Below are 15,493 nucleotides of genomic sequence, written 5' to 3' on the forward strand. Positions count from 1 at the left end.
GATAATGGAATGGAATCGCGCGATATTGCCTTCGGGCAGTTCCCTTTTCCAGCTGGTGGCATGTCTCCCCTTCAGCGTGTTCGCGGCCGTCCAGAAGCGGCTTTTCCGGGATGGCCGCGCGGCGCGCCGAGCATCGGGAGAAAGACGTACAAGAATCCTGTTGAAATCGATTTCATCCATAATACAATCGATTTCATTGACGCGGCGTGCCGTTTTGCGCCGAGGAAACGTCAAGGGAGGAATCGGCGCTGCACCCGGTGGAGGAGAACCATCCGGATCGGCTGCGCATCTTGTCAGGGAGGAATTGCATGAAACGATTGGCAACAATCGCGGTGGCCGCCGCAGCACTCGCCGGCACGGCGCTTTCGGCCTATGCGGAAGATTTCAAGATCGGCCTGTCGAACGGCTGGGTCGGCAGCGAATGGCGCACCCAGATGATCGAGGAAGCCGAAGCGGCAGCCGCCCTCTGGAAGGAGCGCGGCGTCAATGTCGAGGTGGTCGCGCAGAGCGCCAATGTCGACGTGCCCGGCCAGATCGCCCATGTGCGCAACTTCATCAGCCAGGGTGTCAACGCCATCATCATCAATCCGAACAGCCCGACGGCGTTCGACCCGGTCTTCGCGCAGGCCAAGGAAGCCGGCATCCTGGTGATCGCCACCGACGCCGAAGTCTCCTCCCCGGATGCCACCTATGTGGGCATCGACCAGAAGGGATGGGCGATGGAAAGCGCCAAATGGCTTGCCGAGACGCTGGACGGCAAGGGCAAGGTGGTCGCGATCAACGGCGTGGCCGGTCATCCGGCGAACGAGATGCGCGTCGCCGGCTATCGCGAGGTCTTCGGCCAGCATGACGGCATCGAGATCGTCAACGAGGTGAATGCCAACTGGGATCAGGCGCAGGGCCAGCAGGCCATGCAGAACCTGCTCGCCACCTATCCCGACATCGACGGCGTCTGGGTGCAGGACGGCATGGCCGCCGGTGCATGGCGCTCGATCATGGACGCCGACAAGGCCGGCGACATTGCCGCCACGGGCGAGATCCGCAAGGACTTCATCGACATCTGGACCGAGAACAAGCTGAACTCCGGCGCCTCGGTGAACCCGCCCGGCGTGATGGCCAGCGCCCTCAATGTCGCGGTGCTGATGCTGCAGGGACGCGAGCTGAAGGAGCCGGCAACCGCCGGCCAGTACGGCAACGCCATGTACCTGCCGATCCCGTTCATCAGCTCGGACAACCTCGCCGAGGCGGCCGCCTCGATGGAGGGCAAGCCCGGCCACTACTCCTACACCAGCGCCCTGTCGATCGACGACGCGGAAGCGCTGTTCAAGTAGGCTTGCGTCGGCGCTCGCCCCTCACCCTTACCCTCTCCCCGCCTGCGGGGAGAGGGAGGCATCAACGTCGCGGCCATCCCTCTTCTCCCCGTATGCGGGGAGAAGGTGCCGGCAGGCGGAAGAGGGGCCGGCGCCAACCTTGAAGCAATGATGTACAGGCCATGACCAAACTCAAGCTCAGCGGCGTGAGCAAGGCTTACGGCGCGACCATGGCGCTCCGCCACGGCGATCTGGAGATCGAGGCCGGCGAGGTGCATGTGCTGATCGGCGCCAACGGCTCCGGCAAGAGCACGCTGTGCAAGATCGTCGCCGGCAGCGTCCGGCCCGACCGTGGCACGGTGCTGATCGACGACCGCCCGGTGACCGTCAGCGGCCCGCGCGCCGCAAAGGCGCTCGGCATCGGCATCTTCTATCAGGAGCTGAGCCTGGCCGAGCACCGCAGCGTGGCCGAGAACATCCTGATGCCCGACCTGCCGCGCAAGGGCCGCCTCTTCGTCAACCGAGAGGCGCTTGCCGAAACGGCCGGGCGCTACATTGCGCTGTTCGCCCAGGTGGCGGGCGAGGACCTGACCGCCGACACGCCGGTCGGCCGGCTGCGCGCCGACCAGCGGCAACTGGTGGAGATCATGAAGGCGCTCGCCTCGAAAGCGCCGGTGCTGATCTTCGACGAACCCACCTCTGCCCTCGACCGGGCACAGGTGGACCGTTTCTTCGAGATCCTGCGCGGCCTCAGAAACGAAGGCCGCAGCATCGTCTTCATCTCGCACCGCATGGACGAGATCTTCGCGATCGGCGACCGGGTGACGGTCATCCGCGACGGCGAGACCATCGGCACGACGACGATCGCCGACACGTCCCCGGCAGCGGTGATCCGCATGATGGTCGGCGAGCAGGAAGGGCTGGCGGTCCCGCAAGACGCGCCGCCGGCCTCCGCCACGGGCGGGGGAACCGCCCTTTCCGTCGCGCATCTTTCGGGACAGGGTTTTTCCGATGTCAGCTTCACGGTGGCGCGCGGCGAGATCCTCGGTCTCGGCGGGCTGCACGGCCAGGGACAGTCCGCGCTGCTGCGCGCGCTGTTCGGCGCGCCGCCTGCCCATTCGGGCGCGGTGACGCTCGCCGGCGCGGCGCTCAGGACCGAGAACCCCCGCAGCGCCATCACCAGCGGGCTTGCCTATGTGTCGGGCGACCGCGGGCGCGACGGCGTCATCACCGGGCGGCCGATCCTGGAGAACGTCACGCCGGTCCACGCGCTGCGCAACCGGCTGATGCTCGCCAGCCCGGGCAGGCTTGCCGCCGGTGCCCTGCCGGCCTTGAAGGCGCTCAACACCAAGTTCGCCGGGCTGTCGCATCCGATCAGCTCCCTGTCGGGCGGCAACCAGCAGAAGATCGTCATCGCCCGCTGGCTGATCGACAGGCCGGACGTGCTTCTGCTCGACGACCCCACCAAGGGCATCGACCTGTCCGCCAAGGCCGACCTCTTCGCGCTGATCCGCAAGCTCGCGGAAGACGGGCTGGCGATCATCCTTTACTCGTCGGAGGACGCCGAGTTGCTGAACAATGCCGACCGCATCCTGGTCTTCAACGGCGGGTCGGTGCGCCGCGAGCTCGCCGGCGCCGAGCGCACGCGCTACAATCTCTATCACGCAGCCTACGAGGCCGCCTGATGACCGCGACCCCGTCCATCGCCAGAGAGGGTCGAGGCGGCTTCGGCGCGCTGCTCGACCGCTTTCCCTTCCTCCCGGCCATCGTCATCCTGATCGTGCTTCTGGTGCTGAACGGCCTTTTCGAGCCGAACAGCCTTAGCTTCCGCTCGCTGACCGGGCTGGTGCGCACCTATATGGCGCTGATGCTGTTGGCGGTCGCGCAGACCTACGTGGTCTATGCCGCCGACATCGACCTCTCGGTGGGCGCCATCGCCTCGCTGGTCAACGTGACCATCATCGTGCTGATGCAGCATCTGGGCGGCGGCGGGCTATCGGTCGTGGCGGCGCTCGGCGTCGGCGTTCTCGTCGGGCTCGCCTGTGGCCTCGTCAACGGGTTCGTCGTGGCGGCCCTGCGCCTGCAGGCGATCGTCGCCACCTTCGCCACCAGCATCTTCTTCACCGGGCTTGCGCTGACGATCCTGCCGGTGGCGGGCATGCCCGCGCCCACGGCTTTCTGGCGCACCTATGGCGGCAGCTTCTTCGGCATTCCCTTCGTCTTCTACTGCGTCGCGGTTCTGGCCGTTCTCCTCTACCTTCTGGCGCGCTCGCGGCTGGCGACACAGCTTCTCGCGGTCGGGGACGGGCAGCAGGCGGCGTTCCAGAGCGGCCTGCCCGTGACGGCGATCCGCATCGGCGGCTATGCGCTGTGCGGCGTCTTCGCGGCGCTGGCCGCCTTCTGCATCACCGGCGACACGGCCAGCGGCGATCCGCTGGTGGGCGCCAAGATGACGCTGTTCAGCGTCGCCGCCGTGGTGCTCGGCGGCAGCGCGCTGTCGGGCGGGTTCGGCACGGTGGTCGGCTCGGTGATCGCCGCCCTGATCATCGGGCTGATCAACGCGCTGGTGTTCTTTGCCGGAACGCCTTCGCACTGGCAGAACTTCGTGCAGGGGCTGGCGATCCTCGCGGCGCTGATGGTCGGCATACTGGTCAGCCGCCGGGGGCGCGCATGAGCCAGGCCCTTTCCTTCCTCAGGAACCCGCTGGTGGTGGCGCTGGCGCTGATCGTCGCGCTTCTCGTTCTCGGCAACGCGCTGTCGCCGGGCTTCGCCTCCGGCCAGCAGATCCTGCGGCTCCTGATCGTCGCGGCGCTGCTCGGCATCGTCGCCGCCGGGCAGAACCTCGTCATCCTCGGCGGGCGCGAGGGCATCGACCTCTCGGTCGGCGGCGTGGTGTCGCTGTCGGCCATCGTCGCCGGCAATGCGATGAACGGCCTGGATGCCGGCATTCCGGCGGCAATCCTGGCCTGCGTCGCCACCGGCGCCTTCTTTGGCCTGTTGAACGGGCTGGGCGTCACGCTCCTGCGCATCCCGCCGCTGGTGATGACGCTCGGCATGCTCGGCGTGCTGCAGGGGCTGCTGGTGGTCATCCGGCAGGGCGTCCCTTCCGGCCGGGCCGCGCCGGCGCTCTCCGAGTTCGTCACCAGGCCGTTCCTGCTCGGCCTGCCCGGCATCATCTGGCTGTGGATCGCCATCGGCCTGCTGATGGCCTTCATCCTCAACCGCACGGTGCTCGGCCACCGCATCTACGCCATCGGCTCCAACGAGCACGCCGCCTTCATGGCGGGGGTTCCCGTGCGCCGCATGCGCGTGCTTCTGTTCGTTCTCTCGGGCGTCTTTTCGGCGATTGCCGGTTTCTGCCTGCTCGGCTACTCCGGCTCGTCATTCGCCAATGTCGGGGAACAGTACATGCTGGCATCGATCATCGCCGTCGTGCTGGGGGGCACGCCGCTCTCCGGAGGCAAGGGCGGCTATACGGGCACCATGGCCGGCGCGGTGCTGCTGGTCATCCTGCAAAGCATCCTCACCACCATCAACATCGAGGAATCGGGCCGCCAGATGGTGTTCGGCGCCACCCTCCTCCTGCTGATGCTGTTCTATGGCCGCGGCCGGGGACTGAGGGCATGACCGGACGGCCGAAGATCAAGGACATCGCCGCCGCACTCGGCGTTTCGCCGGCCACGGTGTCGCGGGCGCTGAGCGACAGCGCGCTCGTCACCGCCGAGACGCGGGCGCGCGTCCGGCAGACGGCCGAGGCGCTGAACTACCGCCCCAATGTCAGCGCGCGCAACCTGAGGACCGCGCGCTCCATGGCGGTGCTGATGGTGGTGCGCGATGTGGGCAACCCGTTCTATCTCGACATCCTGAAGAGCGTCGAGGCGACGGCCCGCGCCGCCGGCTATTCGGTGCTGATGGGCAATACGGAGAACGACCCGGAGCGCGAGGTCGAATATTTCGACATGCTGCGCGACGGTCACGCCGACGGCATGATCCTGATGACCGGCAAGCTGCCGCGCGCCGACGGCGCGCATCACAAGCTGCCGCCCGGCGCGCCCGTCGTCATCGCCCTGGAGACGATCGCCGGCTCCGGCTTCCCGCATGTGCAGATCGACAATGTCGCCGCTTCCCGCGCCGCGGTGGAGCATCTCATCGCGCTCGGCCATCGGCGCATCGCGCACATCACCGGCCCGCTGCCCGAGATCATGAGCGCGGACCGCCGCGACGGCTACCGGCAGGCGATGCAGGAGGCCGGTCTCGCCATCCCTGAGGGCTACGAGCCGAACGGCAACTATCTGCTGCACAGCGGAGCCGCCGCCTGCGAGGCGCTGTTCGCGCTCGCCGAGCCGCCGACGGCGATCTTCGTCGCCAATGACGAGATGGCGTTCGGCGCCATCCATCACCTGCGCGGCATTGGCCGCGACGTGCCCGGCGATGTCTCGGTCGTCGGCTTCGACGATCTCTATCTCAGCGAAGCCTTCTATCCGCCGCTGACCACGGTCCACCAGCCGCGCTTCGACATCGGCCGGCAGGCCATGTCGATCCTGCTGAAGATGCTGTCCGGCGGACAGGTGCCGCTGGAACCCGTGGTGCTGCCCGCCACGCTGCGCATCCGCGGCACCACCGCGCCGCCGAAATCCTGAATTCGAGAAGGGGAACAGAGTATGACCACACAACCAAGAAAGCGCCTGCGCATCGGCGTCGTCGGCACGGGCTTCATCGCCGAGTTTCATCTGCGGTCGATGGTCGGCGTGCGCCATGTCGATGTGACCGGCGTCTACAGCCGCAAGGCGGAAAACCGCGCGCGGATCGTCAAGCTCGTTGCCGATCTGGGCCTCGGCGACTGCACCAGCCATGACAGCCTGGCCGCCATGCTGCAGGCCGACGATGTCGACGCGATCTGGATCCTGTCGCCCAACGACACGCGCATCGAGACCATGCGCACCATCCACGACGAGGTGGTTTCCGGCCGCAGCAAGGTCTTCGCCGTCGCCTGCGAGAAGCCGCTGGCGCGCACCGTGGCCGATGCGCGCGAGATGCTGCGACTGGCGGAGGCCGCCAAGCTGAACCACGGCTATCTGGAGAACCAGGTCTTCGCGACGCCGGTCATCCGCGGCAAGGAGATCATCTGGCGCCGCGCCGCCTCCTCCACCGGCCGTCCCTATCTGGCGCGCGCGGCGGAAGAGCATTCCGGCCCGCACGAGCCGTGGTTCTGGCAGGGCGACAAGCAGGGCGGCGGCGTGCTGCTCGACATGATGTGCCATAGCGTCGAGGTGGCGCGGCATCTGCTGACCGAGCCGGGCAAGAAGCGGGACTCGCTGACGGTCAAGGGCGTCAGCGGCACGGTCGCCAACCTGAAATGGACGCGTCCGCACTATGCCGACGACCTGAAGAAGCGCTTCGGCGCCGAGGTCGACTACCGCAACCGTCCCTCCGAGGATTTCGCGCGCGGCAACGTCATGCTGGAGGACGAGGACGGCAACGAGCTGATCATCGAGGCGACCACCTCCTGGGCCTATGTCGGCGCCGGCCTGCGCATCCAGCTCGAGCTGCTCGGCCCCGAATACGCGATGGAGTTCAACTCGCTCGGCACGGGGCTGAAGGTGTTCATGTCGCGCGCGGTGACCGGCGCCGAGGGCGAGGACCTGGTCGAGAAGCAGAACGCCGAGCAGGGCCTGATGCCGGTGCTCGAGGACGAGGCCGGCGTCTATGGCTACACGGACGAGAACCGCCACATGGTGGAGTGCTTCCGCAAGGGCGAGGAACCGCTGGAAACCTTCGTCGATGGCGTCGCCGTGATGGAGATCCTGATGGGGCTCTATCTGTCGGCCGAGACCGGCGAGACGGTGCGCTTCCCCAATCCGGCGCTGGAAAACTACGTGCCGGTCGTGGCGCGGCGCTGAAGCGAGAAGAGGCGTTCAGGCATGGATGCCCGGCTTGGAGGCCGGGCATGACGAAGGGTCGGATGTCGAGGGCTATCGCAAAGGCCGGCGCCTAATGCGCCAGCCTGGATCGCCTTCAGTGACCGATCATCCACTTGCGGCGTGTCGAGGGCGGCTTCTTCCTGAGATTGCACATGCTGCAGCCGCAGCCCGCCAGATGCTCCCGCTTGACGACGCGCGGCTCGCTGCCGCTCTTCTCCGAACGGGCGTGCGCCTTGCGCAGCGTCCCGTTCATCAGGCTGAGATGCGGCGCAGCGATATCGCGCCCGCTCGGCGCCCGGCACCCCGGACAGGCGCAGGCATTGGTCGCTTCCGCCATCGACACCCATTCGTCGAATGGGCCGCAATCGTCGCAGACATAGTTGTAGAGCGGCATTCTGGTCTCCGAAAATCAGGATCTGGAAGGGGCGGCGCGGCGGGCGCGCCGCCGCTGTTCAAAGCCTGCCGTCGAGCAGCAGGAAGCCCGGCAGCCAGCCGGTGAAGACACCCGTGAGCAGGGTGACGATGCCGGTCGGGCGCAGCAGGTCGCGCTTCAGGGCGAGCAGCAGGAAGTACATGAACCAGAGGACCGCCCAGATCGCCCAGTTGATGCCCATCCACATGTCGATCGGCGTTTGCGCGCCGGCCAGACCCTGCAGGGCGATGGGGGTCGCCGTGATGGCGACGAACAGGCTGAACCAGCCAAGCCCGCGCCCGTCCACCGCCACGACGCGGTTGTAGGCGACCCAAAGATAGGTCGTCGTGAAGAGCAGGGTGAGTGCGGCCGCCTTGATCGAGGCGGCATCGGCGCCGGCGCCGAAGGCCGAGGCGAGCGACACGCACAGCGTGACGAAGCCGGATACGACGTTGATGACGACGATCTCCCGGTCGTCGATCTTTCCCAGAAGCCAGAGGCCGTTGAGAAACAGCACCGCTCCGACATAGAGCAAAGACATTCCGAGCAGCATGAAATTTCCTCCCGAAGGGCGGGACTGGCCGGAAACCCCTCCCCGGCCGTCCCGCTTGTTTATGGACTGTCGTTCCTTCCCGTTCAGGTCGTTCGGGCGACGTCCACCCCGGAGACCTGCTTGGTCGGCCCGGTGGAGTTGGGATTGATGTCGAAGTCGAAAATGCCCGTCGGGATGGCGAGCGTGGCGCAGACATTGGGAATGTCGACAATGCCGGCGATGCGCCCCTCCACCGGCGCCGTGCCCAGGATGCTGTAGGCCTGCTCGCCGGTGTAACCGAACTTCTTCAGGTACTCGATGGCGTTGAGGCAGGCCCGGCGGTAGGCCACATGGGCGTCGAGGTAATACTGCTCGCCGCTGTGCTCGTCGACCGAGATGCCCTCGAAGATCAGGTAGTCGTCGAAATGCGGGTCGATCGGGCTCGGCTTGAAGATCGGGTTGATGACCCCGTATTTCGCCATGCCGCCCTTGATGACATCGACGCTGATGTCGATCCAGCCGGCCATCTCGATGGCGCCGCAGAAGGTGATCTCGCCGTCGCCCTGCGAGAAGTGGATGTCGCCCATCGAAAGCCCGCCGCCCTTCACGTAGACGGGGAAATAAACCTTCGAGCCGCGCGACAGGTTCTTGATGTCGCAATTGCCGCCATGCTCGCGCGGCGGCACGGTGCGCCAGGCTTCCTCGGCCGCCTTGCGTGCGGCGTCGCCCTTCATCTGGCCCATCAGCGCCGTGTCCGAATAGGGCAGCGCCGCCAGGGGCGGAACGCGGTCGGGATCGGTCGAGACCAGTTCTGCCTCGCGGCGATTGGCCTCGGCGAGCAGCTTGTGGTCCGGCAGGCAGCCGATCAGGCCCGGGTGGATGATGCCCGGATAGCGGACGCCCGGAATATGCCGCGACGTGGTGTAGATGCCCTGGAAATCCCAGCAGGATTTCGTGGCGTTGGGATAATGCTCGGTGAGGAAGCCGCCGCCGTTCTCCTTGGCGAATAGGCCGTTGAAGCCCCATTCGGAATCGGGCAGGGCGCCGAGGTCGAGAATGTCGACCACCAGCAGGTCGCCCGGTTCGGCGCCCTCGAAGCCGAACGGGCCGCTCAGATAGTGCACGCGGGTCAGGTCGACGTCGCGCACGTCGTTGGCGCTGTCATTGTTGCCGATCTGCCCGCCGGTCCAGTCGTAGCATTCGACGCGGATCACTTCCCCGCGCTTGAAGGTTTCGACCATCGGGATGTCCGGGTGCCAGCGATTGTGCGTCTTGATCGCCTGGTCTTCCGGGGCCTTTTTGAGATCGACGGAAAATACGGTTTTCGGCATGGGTCTCCTCCTCATTGGCCGGCAATCGGAGGTCCTGCATGACGAGCCCCTCCTGTTCACCATCGGCCGCGCGATGCGGCAGATGGAGCCGTGCAGGAAGACGTTAGGAGGGGCCTGTAACCCGAATGAATCCGAAACGGGCGCGTTTTGTAATTTTTTGTAAGCGAGCGTAGCCGCCCGCCGCCACCCGGGCGCGCGGCATCCGCTACAATTTCCTTTAAATTTCAACTGTTTGAAAAAAGACAGGGCAGAGCGCCTGTTTCCAGCCGTCGCCGCGCCGGCCGCAAGCGTGGCGGTCTGCGACGTTTCACCGCCTTCCCGGCTCGACCGGCAGGCCGATTTGCGACTATCGTAGCATTCATGTCGCTGCCCGATGCAAAATCCCGGATTCTTGTCGTCGACGATGATCGGCGGCTTTGTCGCTTTCTGGAGAAATTCCTCGAGAGCGAAGGATACGGGATCGTCGCGGCGCATGATGGCCGCGCCATGCGCCGCGCGCTGGCCGACGACAGCTTCGACATGGTCATCCTCGACCTGACGTTCCCGGCGGGCGAGGACGGCGTCTCGCTGGCGCGCGGCCTGCGGGCGCAATACGACCTGCCGCTGATCATGCTTTCCGGCAAGAACACGACCATCGACAAGGTGGTGTGCCTCGAAATGGGGGCGGACGACTACGTCACCAAGCCTTTCGAGCCGCGCGAACTGCTCGCCCGCATCCGCACGGTGCTGCGGCGCTTCGCCAAACGGATCACCCTGCCCGAGCAGGCAGCGACGGCGCCGTCGCCGGTGATCTGCTTCGCCGGCTGGGAACTCGACCCGACGCGCTACCAGCTCTCCTCGCCGAAGGGAGACCGGGTCAGGCTGACCAGCCAGGAATTCCAGCTTCTCGCGGCGCTGGTGGAGCGGCGCGGGCGGATCCTGTCACGCGAGCAGATCCTCGACATCGTCGCCAACCGCAACTGGACGCCCTATGACCGGAGCATCGACGTGCTGATCGGCAAGATCCGCCGCAAGCTGCGCGACGATGTGCGCGACGCGCAGTTCATCAAGACGATCCGCGGCGTCGGCTACATGTTCGCGCCGCAGCGCGGCGACTGAGGCCGCACCCGCCGGCATGGCCGATGGCATGGCCATGCCGCCACAGCGCCGGATCGCCGCTCAGGAAGCGCGGCGCGCCTCGGCCTGGTAGGTCATCGTCCGCGCGATGTCCTGCACGGGGCGCTTCTCACCCGCCAGCACCTCGAAATCGAGCTGGTTCTCGGCCGGCGCCACCGGGCAGGTGACGAAATTGGTGAAGGCGCAGGGCAGCGCCACCGCGTAGTTGAAATCGATCCAGTCGATGCGGCTCATCGTGTCGTCGGTGAAGTGCAGCTCGACGACGCGTCCGGCGCCATAGGTGACGGGCCCGCTGGTGCGGTCGCGGATATGCGCCACGGGCTGGATGCCGTTCGGCGTTTCCTTGCCGATCAGCACGAGGCTGTAGCTCTTGCCGGCGTGCTCGAAGGTGAAGGTGCCGATGCGCGGCGTCGATTCGCGCACGCCCACCTCGACCGTATCCGCTTCGAACGCGGTCAGTTCGCTCGGCGTGTAGAAGCCGGGGATGCGCCATGCCGGATCGTAGTTGAAAGCGGTGACACCGGCGTCCTCGGCGCGCGTCGCCTCGCGCGGGTCGCGCACGCGAACGCCGTAGATCGGCTTGCCCTCATGGGTCGTGCGCAGCAGCGTCTCGACCTCCATCACGCCGAAATAGACCGGCTCGCTGTCGCCATGGCCATAGGTCTGGTTGCGGCCCGGGACGATCTCCACCGGCCCGGCGGGATATTCCCCGTTCACCGAAAGGTTCGGTCCCGAGGCCGGCGGCGTGTACATCACCTTCCCGTCCTCGACCGACCAGGTGCCCGGAAGCAGGTCGAAACGGACATCCCGGTCGCTCGCCTCGAGCCAGTACTGGGCAACCAGCGCGGTCCAGCCATACGGGCGGAACATTTTTGCGACATGAGCGTAGCGCCATTCGCGCCACGCACCTTCGTTATGTTCTCTTGTGGGCATGTTTCTTTTCCTTTCGAACGACTGGAACATCTGTCTACGGGTTGAAGCCGGGACGCGCGGCGCCTGCGGTCCCGGTGATCTCGTCGAGGAAGGCGAGCATCCCGGCCCAGGAGCCGTCATTGCCCCGCGCATTGCCGGACGGCGTGCCGCCATTGGTGTAGGGAACCCTGGAAACCGGGTGCAGGCGGCTCAGTTGCGTCGACGGCACGATCGGCAGGTTGATGGCGTGGCCGGCATCGTCGAAATCGAGATGGCGGACGAGATGCGGGTGCCCGTGCTCGCGCAGCGTCGAGACCACCATGCGCGAGTAAAGGCTGGACGGCCACGCCCGGTCGTCGCGGCCGGAGATCAGCAGGACAGGCCCGGCGATGGTCTCCACGGGAATGCGGGCGCGCTCCACCAGCACGGTGTCCTTAAGCCCCTCGAAAAACACGGAGTGGTGCCGCGTGGGCGGCGCCTCGCCGGCCCATGGATGCCAGTGCACCGCGTTGTTGTCCTGCCACAGATGCGGCAGCGGAACGCCGCCGCGCGTCCAGGTGGTGCCCTTCCATCCGCCGCGCGCCGGATCGCCCGCACCCTGCGCGCCGTGGACCATGGCGCCCGGCACGAATGCGATGACGGCGGAGACGAGATCGGGGAATGTGGCGCCGAGGAGCAATGCAAGCTCGCCGCCGCGCGACTGGCCGCTGACCGCGACGAAACCGTCTCTCGGCGCGAGTTCGCGATGCGCCCAGCGCAGACCGGTTTCCAGATATTCAAGCGGGGTCTCGGTGATGAACGGCGAGAGGCCGGGCGCCTTGAAGTAGGCGAGGGCGAAGGCCTGGTAGCCGCGCGAGGCGAGAAGCGCCGCGCGCGGCTCGTTGATGCCGCCGCCCGAGCCGTTGAGCACCACGACGACGGGATGCGGCCCCGCGCCCGCCGGCGTGAACAGCGTGCCGACGAGGCCTTCCTCGCGAATCTCCCGCCGCTCAACGCCCGGGCCGGCGAAATGCTGGCGCAGCTCCGCCTCGAACCGGACGCCATCGGCGGTTTCGGCCGTCAGCGTCGTCTCGAGGGGCTGCATGACGGTGTCGGCGAAGAGATCGTTGCTGGTGCTGTCCACCGGCTGCTGGCTCCACAGCAGACCCATGGCCGAGACTTCCGCATAGTCGCCGCCGACGGGTGCATCCCTTGTCAGGTCGATCACCCCGTCCGCGTCGGCCATGAAGGTCGCCTGGCTCATCCAGGTCACGCCGCCCGCCCGCAGCGTGTGGGCGGAGATCGCGACAAGCTGGTCGGGCGACAGGCCGGAAATGGCGATCCGGCGCGGTTCGTCGATCAGGCCGTCGGCCGGTTCGACCGTCAAGGCAAAGGGGAAAGCGGGCTGTGTCATCATTTCTGTCACCATTCGGGCAGGCGGTCGGCCGGGTCGCTGCGGCGTCGTCCTGCGTCGTCAAACATGTTCATGGGGCGTCGGCCTGCGCGAGAGGCCGCATCATCGTGCGTCCCGGCCATTGATCCGGGCGAGCGCCGCCTCGAGCCGTTGCCCGAAGGCGTCGTCGAGAACGGTCTCCGGCGACACGCCGCCGCCCTTCGGCCAGTGACCGCCGCCTTCCGTCCAGTCGTTCTTCAGGCCGGCGAGCCGCGCCTTCCAGTCGATCTCCGCCCCGGCTCCTGCCGGGTCGAGCGCCAGCATGAAGACGCCCCGCCCCCGCGGATCGCCTCGCCCGCCGCCGGCGACGCCGGCCATCAGTTCCACCATCAGCCCGAGCAGCGACCCGACCTGGCCGCCGCGCGGCAGGAGCGCCGCCACCTCGGCGGCGACGGTCGTCGGCCGGCCCGCCGCGTCGAGGGCGATGCCTTCCGGCAGTGCCGTCCCGGCGGCGCGGGCGTTGCGGATATCGGCCATGGTGGCCGCGCTGCTGGCCACGTCGATGACCACACGCGCCGGCCCCTCCCCCATCGCGAGCGCGAGCGGGTTGGTTCCGATCACCGGGCCTCTCCCGCCATGCGCCGCCACGAAGGGCGGCCCCTCGGCGCCGGCAATGCCGATCAGGCCCGCATCGGCGATGTGGCGGACGAAGGGCGCGAGCCGCCCGAAACCCCTGATCCCGCGCAGGAAGACCGCCGCGATGCCGAACCGCCGCGCGGCAGCGGTCAGGTCGAGTGTCGCGCCGGCGACGGCCAGCGGCGCGAAACGCGACGAGCAGTCGAGCCAGCTCATGGCCTGCCCGCCTCCGGTGGCCAGCGCCGGGGCCGCATCGGCGGTCCATTCGTCAAGCATGGCGATGCCGAAGCGCGGCTGGCCGAGCGCATCGGCCTCGATCAGCGCCGCCGCAGCGAGCCTTGCCGCCGGACCGTCACCGAGGGCCGCTGCCAGCCGGCCTGTCGCATCGGAGACCGCAATCATTCGCCTGCACGCTGCATGGCATTGCCGAACTGGATGCCGCTTTCCGAAAGATAGCCGAGCGTCATCAGACGCTCGATCAGGAATTCCCGGCTGCCCTTGATATGCGCGGTCTCGATCGCCGCGGCCCGCTCGCCGTCGCCGGCCTCGATCGCATCGACGAGGGCCGTGTGCTCGGCGGAGTGCTCGCCGGTCTTGACCGAGAAATCGATCGCGAAACGCAGAAGGCGCTCCAGTTCGTCGAACAGGTTTTCCGAAAGGGCGACGACGCGCTTGTTGCGGCTGCAATGGGCGATCGCCAGGTGAAAGCGGCGCGCGACCTGCTGCATGGCGCCGACATCGAGCGGCCGAGAATACTCCGTCACGATCTCGCGCAGCGCGGCGATATCGGCCGGCGTGGCGTAGCGCGCCGCCTGCCGGGCGGCATGCGGCCCGATGGCGGCCCGCAGGTCGAGGATCTCATGCACCGCCTGGAAGGTGATGTCGGCGACGCGGTAGCCGCTGCGCGGCAATATCGTCACGAGGCCATCAGCGGCGAGCTTCTGCATGGCGTCGCGCACCGGGGTCTTCGAGACCGCATGCTGGCGCGCGATGGACGCGGCGTCGAGCGTCGCGCCCGGCGCGATCTCGCAGCGCATGATCTCCTGCCGGAGCGCGTGGTAGATGCGCTCGGACACGGATCCAGGGGCTGTAGCGTTCGGCTCGGTCTCGGCTGTCATGAGCTCTTCCCGGCACCTCAGTGCTTCGACCAGGGCACGAAACGCCGCTCCAGCGCCTCGATCGCCAGAATGGTGAGATAGCCCATGGCCGAGATCACCACGATGCCGACGAACATGCGCGAGACCGCGAAGGTCTGCCACGACGCCCAGATGAAGAAGCCGACGCCGCTGCGCGCGCCAAGGAACTCGGCCGCGGCGATGATGATGAAGGACGAGCCGGCGGCGAGCTTCAGCCCGGTGAAGATGCTCGGCAGCGCCGACGGCAGCGCGATGCGGCGGAAGGTCTGGAACCGCGTCGCCCCGGCATTGCGCGCGACGTCGAGATAGATCTGCGGGATCTGCATCACGCCGCCAAGCGTGTTGTAGAACATCAGGAAGAAGACGCCGATCGCGATGACCACGAATTTCGATGCGTCGCCGACGCCGAAAATCAGAAGGATGAGCGGCAGGATGGCGATTTTCGGCACCGGGTAGAGCGCGGCGAAGATCGGCCCCAGCACGCGCCTGAGCGGCGCGGAAAGCCCAAGGAGAAGGCCAAGCAGAACGCCGGGGATCGCGCCCATCGCGTAGCCGACGCCAACGCGGCGCAGCGTCGCCCCGATGTGGTCGAAAAGCTCCAGGCTGACGATCATGTCCCAGGCCGTGCCGGCGATGGCGCTCGGCGGGGGGAAGAAGCGGCGGTCGATCAGCGCCGCCTGCGCCGACAGTTCCCACAGGAGAAGCAGCAGCAGCGGACTGAAATAGGAGAAGATGCGGTAGATGCTGGCGCGGCGCGCCGGCGCTTTCAGGCGCTCGATATCTTCCGGCGAGAGGGATGGATGGGCGTTGGTCAT

At 67.3% G+C, this 15,493-nt stretch carries 15 protein-coding genes; 7 read left to right on the forward strand and 8 right to left on the reverse strand.

Annotated elements, in window-relative coordinates; genetic code table 11:
* Positions 1-308: 308 nt before the first annotated feature.
* The 6 genes from NA2_RS18460 (at position 309) to NA2_RS18485 (ending at position 7,210) form a co-directional block, all read left to right on the forward strand.
* Complete coding sequence (locus NA2_RS18460; RefSeq protein ID WP_040678564.1) at positions 309-1,331, forward strand: ABC transporter substrate-binding protein; 1,023 nt, start codon at positions 309-311, stop codon at positions 1,329-1,331.
* 161 nt (positions 1,332-1,492) lie between these two features.
* A complete protein-coding gene (locus NA2_RS18465) occupies positions 1,493-2,995 on the forward strand; it encodes a sugar ABC transporter ATP-binding protein (RefSeq protein WP_008598670.1) in 1,503 nt (500 codons plus the stop codon).
* Positions 2,995-3,984, forward strand: coding sequence for an ABC transporter permease (locus NA2_RS18470; protein ID WP_008598671.1), 990 nt, complete (start codon positions 2,995-2,997; stop codon positions 3,982-3,984). Before NA2_RS18465 ends, NA2_RS18470 begins: the two co-directional genes overlap by 1 nt.
* A complete protein-coding gene (locus NA2_RS18475; RefSeq protein WP_008598673.1) occupies positions 3,981-4,937 on the forward strand; it encodes an ABC transporter permease in 957 nt (318 codons plus the stop codon). Before NA2_RS18470 ends, NA2_RS18475 begins: the two co-directional genes overlap by 4 nt.
* A complete protein-coding gene (locus NA2_RS18480; protein ID WP_008598675.1) occupies positions 4,934-5,950 on the forward strand; it encodes a LacI family DNA-binding transcriptional regulator in 1,017 nt (338 codons plus the stop codon). The genes NA2_RS18475 and NA2_RS18480 overlap by 4 nt, the downstream gene beginning before the upstream one ends.
* Before the next feature lie 21 nt (positions 5,951-5,971).
* Positions 5,972-7,210: a Gfo/Idh/MocA family protein gene (locus NA2_RS18485; RefSeq protein ID WP_008598676.1), complete on the forward strand. Its 1,239-nt coding sequence runs from the start codon at positions 5,972-5,974 to the stop codon at positions 7,208-7,210.
* Positions 7,211-7,325: 115 nt separating this feature from the next.
* Here the strand turns inward: NA2_RS18485 and NA2_RS18490 are convergent, their stop codons facing one another.
* The 3 genes from NA2_RS18490 to fmdA all read right to left on the reverse strand — a co-directional run bounded on the left by NA2_RS18490 (position 7,326) and on the right by fmdA (position 9,506).
* Positions 7,326-7,625, reverse strand: a complete 300-nt coding sequence (locus tag NA2_RS18490; protein WP_008598677.1) for an FmdB family zinc ribbon protein — start codon at positions 7,623-7,625, stop codon at positions 7,326-7,328.
* 58 nt (positions 7,626-7,683) lie between these two features.
* Entirely contained in the window at positions 7,684-8,196 is a 513-nt protein-coding gene (locus NA2_RS18495; protein WP_008598679.1) for an AmiS/UreI family transporter, read from the reverse strand.
* Positions 8,197-8,279: 83 nt separating this feature from the next.
* On the reverse strand, positions 8,280-9,506 hold the full coding sequence (fmdA, locus tag NA2_RS18500) for a formamidase (protein ID WP_008598681.1): 1,227 nt from the start codon (positions 9,504-9,506) through the stop codon (positions 8,280-8,282).
* Between the two features lie 360 nt (positions 9,507-9,866).
* Between fmdA and NA2_RS18505 the strand changes: the two genes are divergently transcribed.
* Positions 9,867-10,604, forward strand: a complete 738-nt coding sequence (locus NA2_RS18505; RefSeq protein WP_008598682.1) for a response regulator — start codon at positions 9,867-9,869, stop codon at positions 10,602-10,604.
* 60 nt (positions 10,605-10,664) lie between these two features.
* Here the strand turns inward: NA2_RS18505 and NA2_RS18510 are convergent, their stop codons facing one another.
* From NA2_RS18510 to NA2_RS18530, 5 genes are all read right to left on the reverse strand, one after another.
* Positions 10,665-11,555 (reverse strand): DUF1684 domain-containing protein, encoded by an 891-nt coding sequence (locus NA2_RS18510; RefSeq protein WP_040678577.1) that lies wholly within the window; start codon positions 11,553-11,555, stop codon positions 10,665-10,667.
* Positions 11,556-11,589: 34 nt separating this feature from the next.
* Complete coding sequence (locus NA2_RS18515) at positions 11,590-12,900, reverse strand: acyl-CoA thioesterase/BAAT N-terminal domain-containing protein (protein WP_244423677.1); 1,311 nt, start codon at positions 12,898-12,900, stop codon at positions 11,590-11,592.
* 129 nt (positions 12,901-13,029) lie between these two features.
* Complete coding sequence (locus NA2_RS18520) at positions 13,030-13,944, reverse strand: Ldh family oxidoreductase (protein ID WP_008598687.1); 915 nt, start codon at positions 13,942-13,944, stop codon at positions 13,030-13,032.
* Positions 13,941-14,660: a GntR family transcriptional regulator gene (locus NA2_RS18525; RefSeq protein ID WP_008598689.1), complete on the reverse strand. Its 720-nt coding sequence runs from the start codon at positions 14,658-14,660 to the stop codon at positions 13,941-13,943. The genes NA2_RS18520 and NA2_RS18525 overlap by 4 nt, the downstream gene beginning before the upstream one ends.
* Positions 14,661-14,677: 17 nt before the next feature.
* Positions 14,678-15,493: an ABC transporter permease gene (locus NA2_RS18530; protein ID WP_008598691.1), complete on the reverse strand. Its 816-nt coding sequence runs from the start codon at positions 15,491-15,493 to the stop codon at positions 14,678-14,680.

Origin of the sequence: Nitratireductor pacificus pht-3B, assembly GCF_000300335.1 — a bacterium.
Classification (GTDB): Bacteria; Pseudomonadota; Alphaproteobacteria; order Rhizobiales; family Rhizobiaceae; genus Nitratireductor; species Nitratireductor pacificus.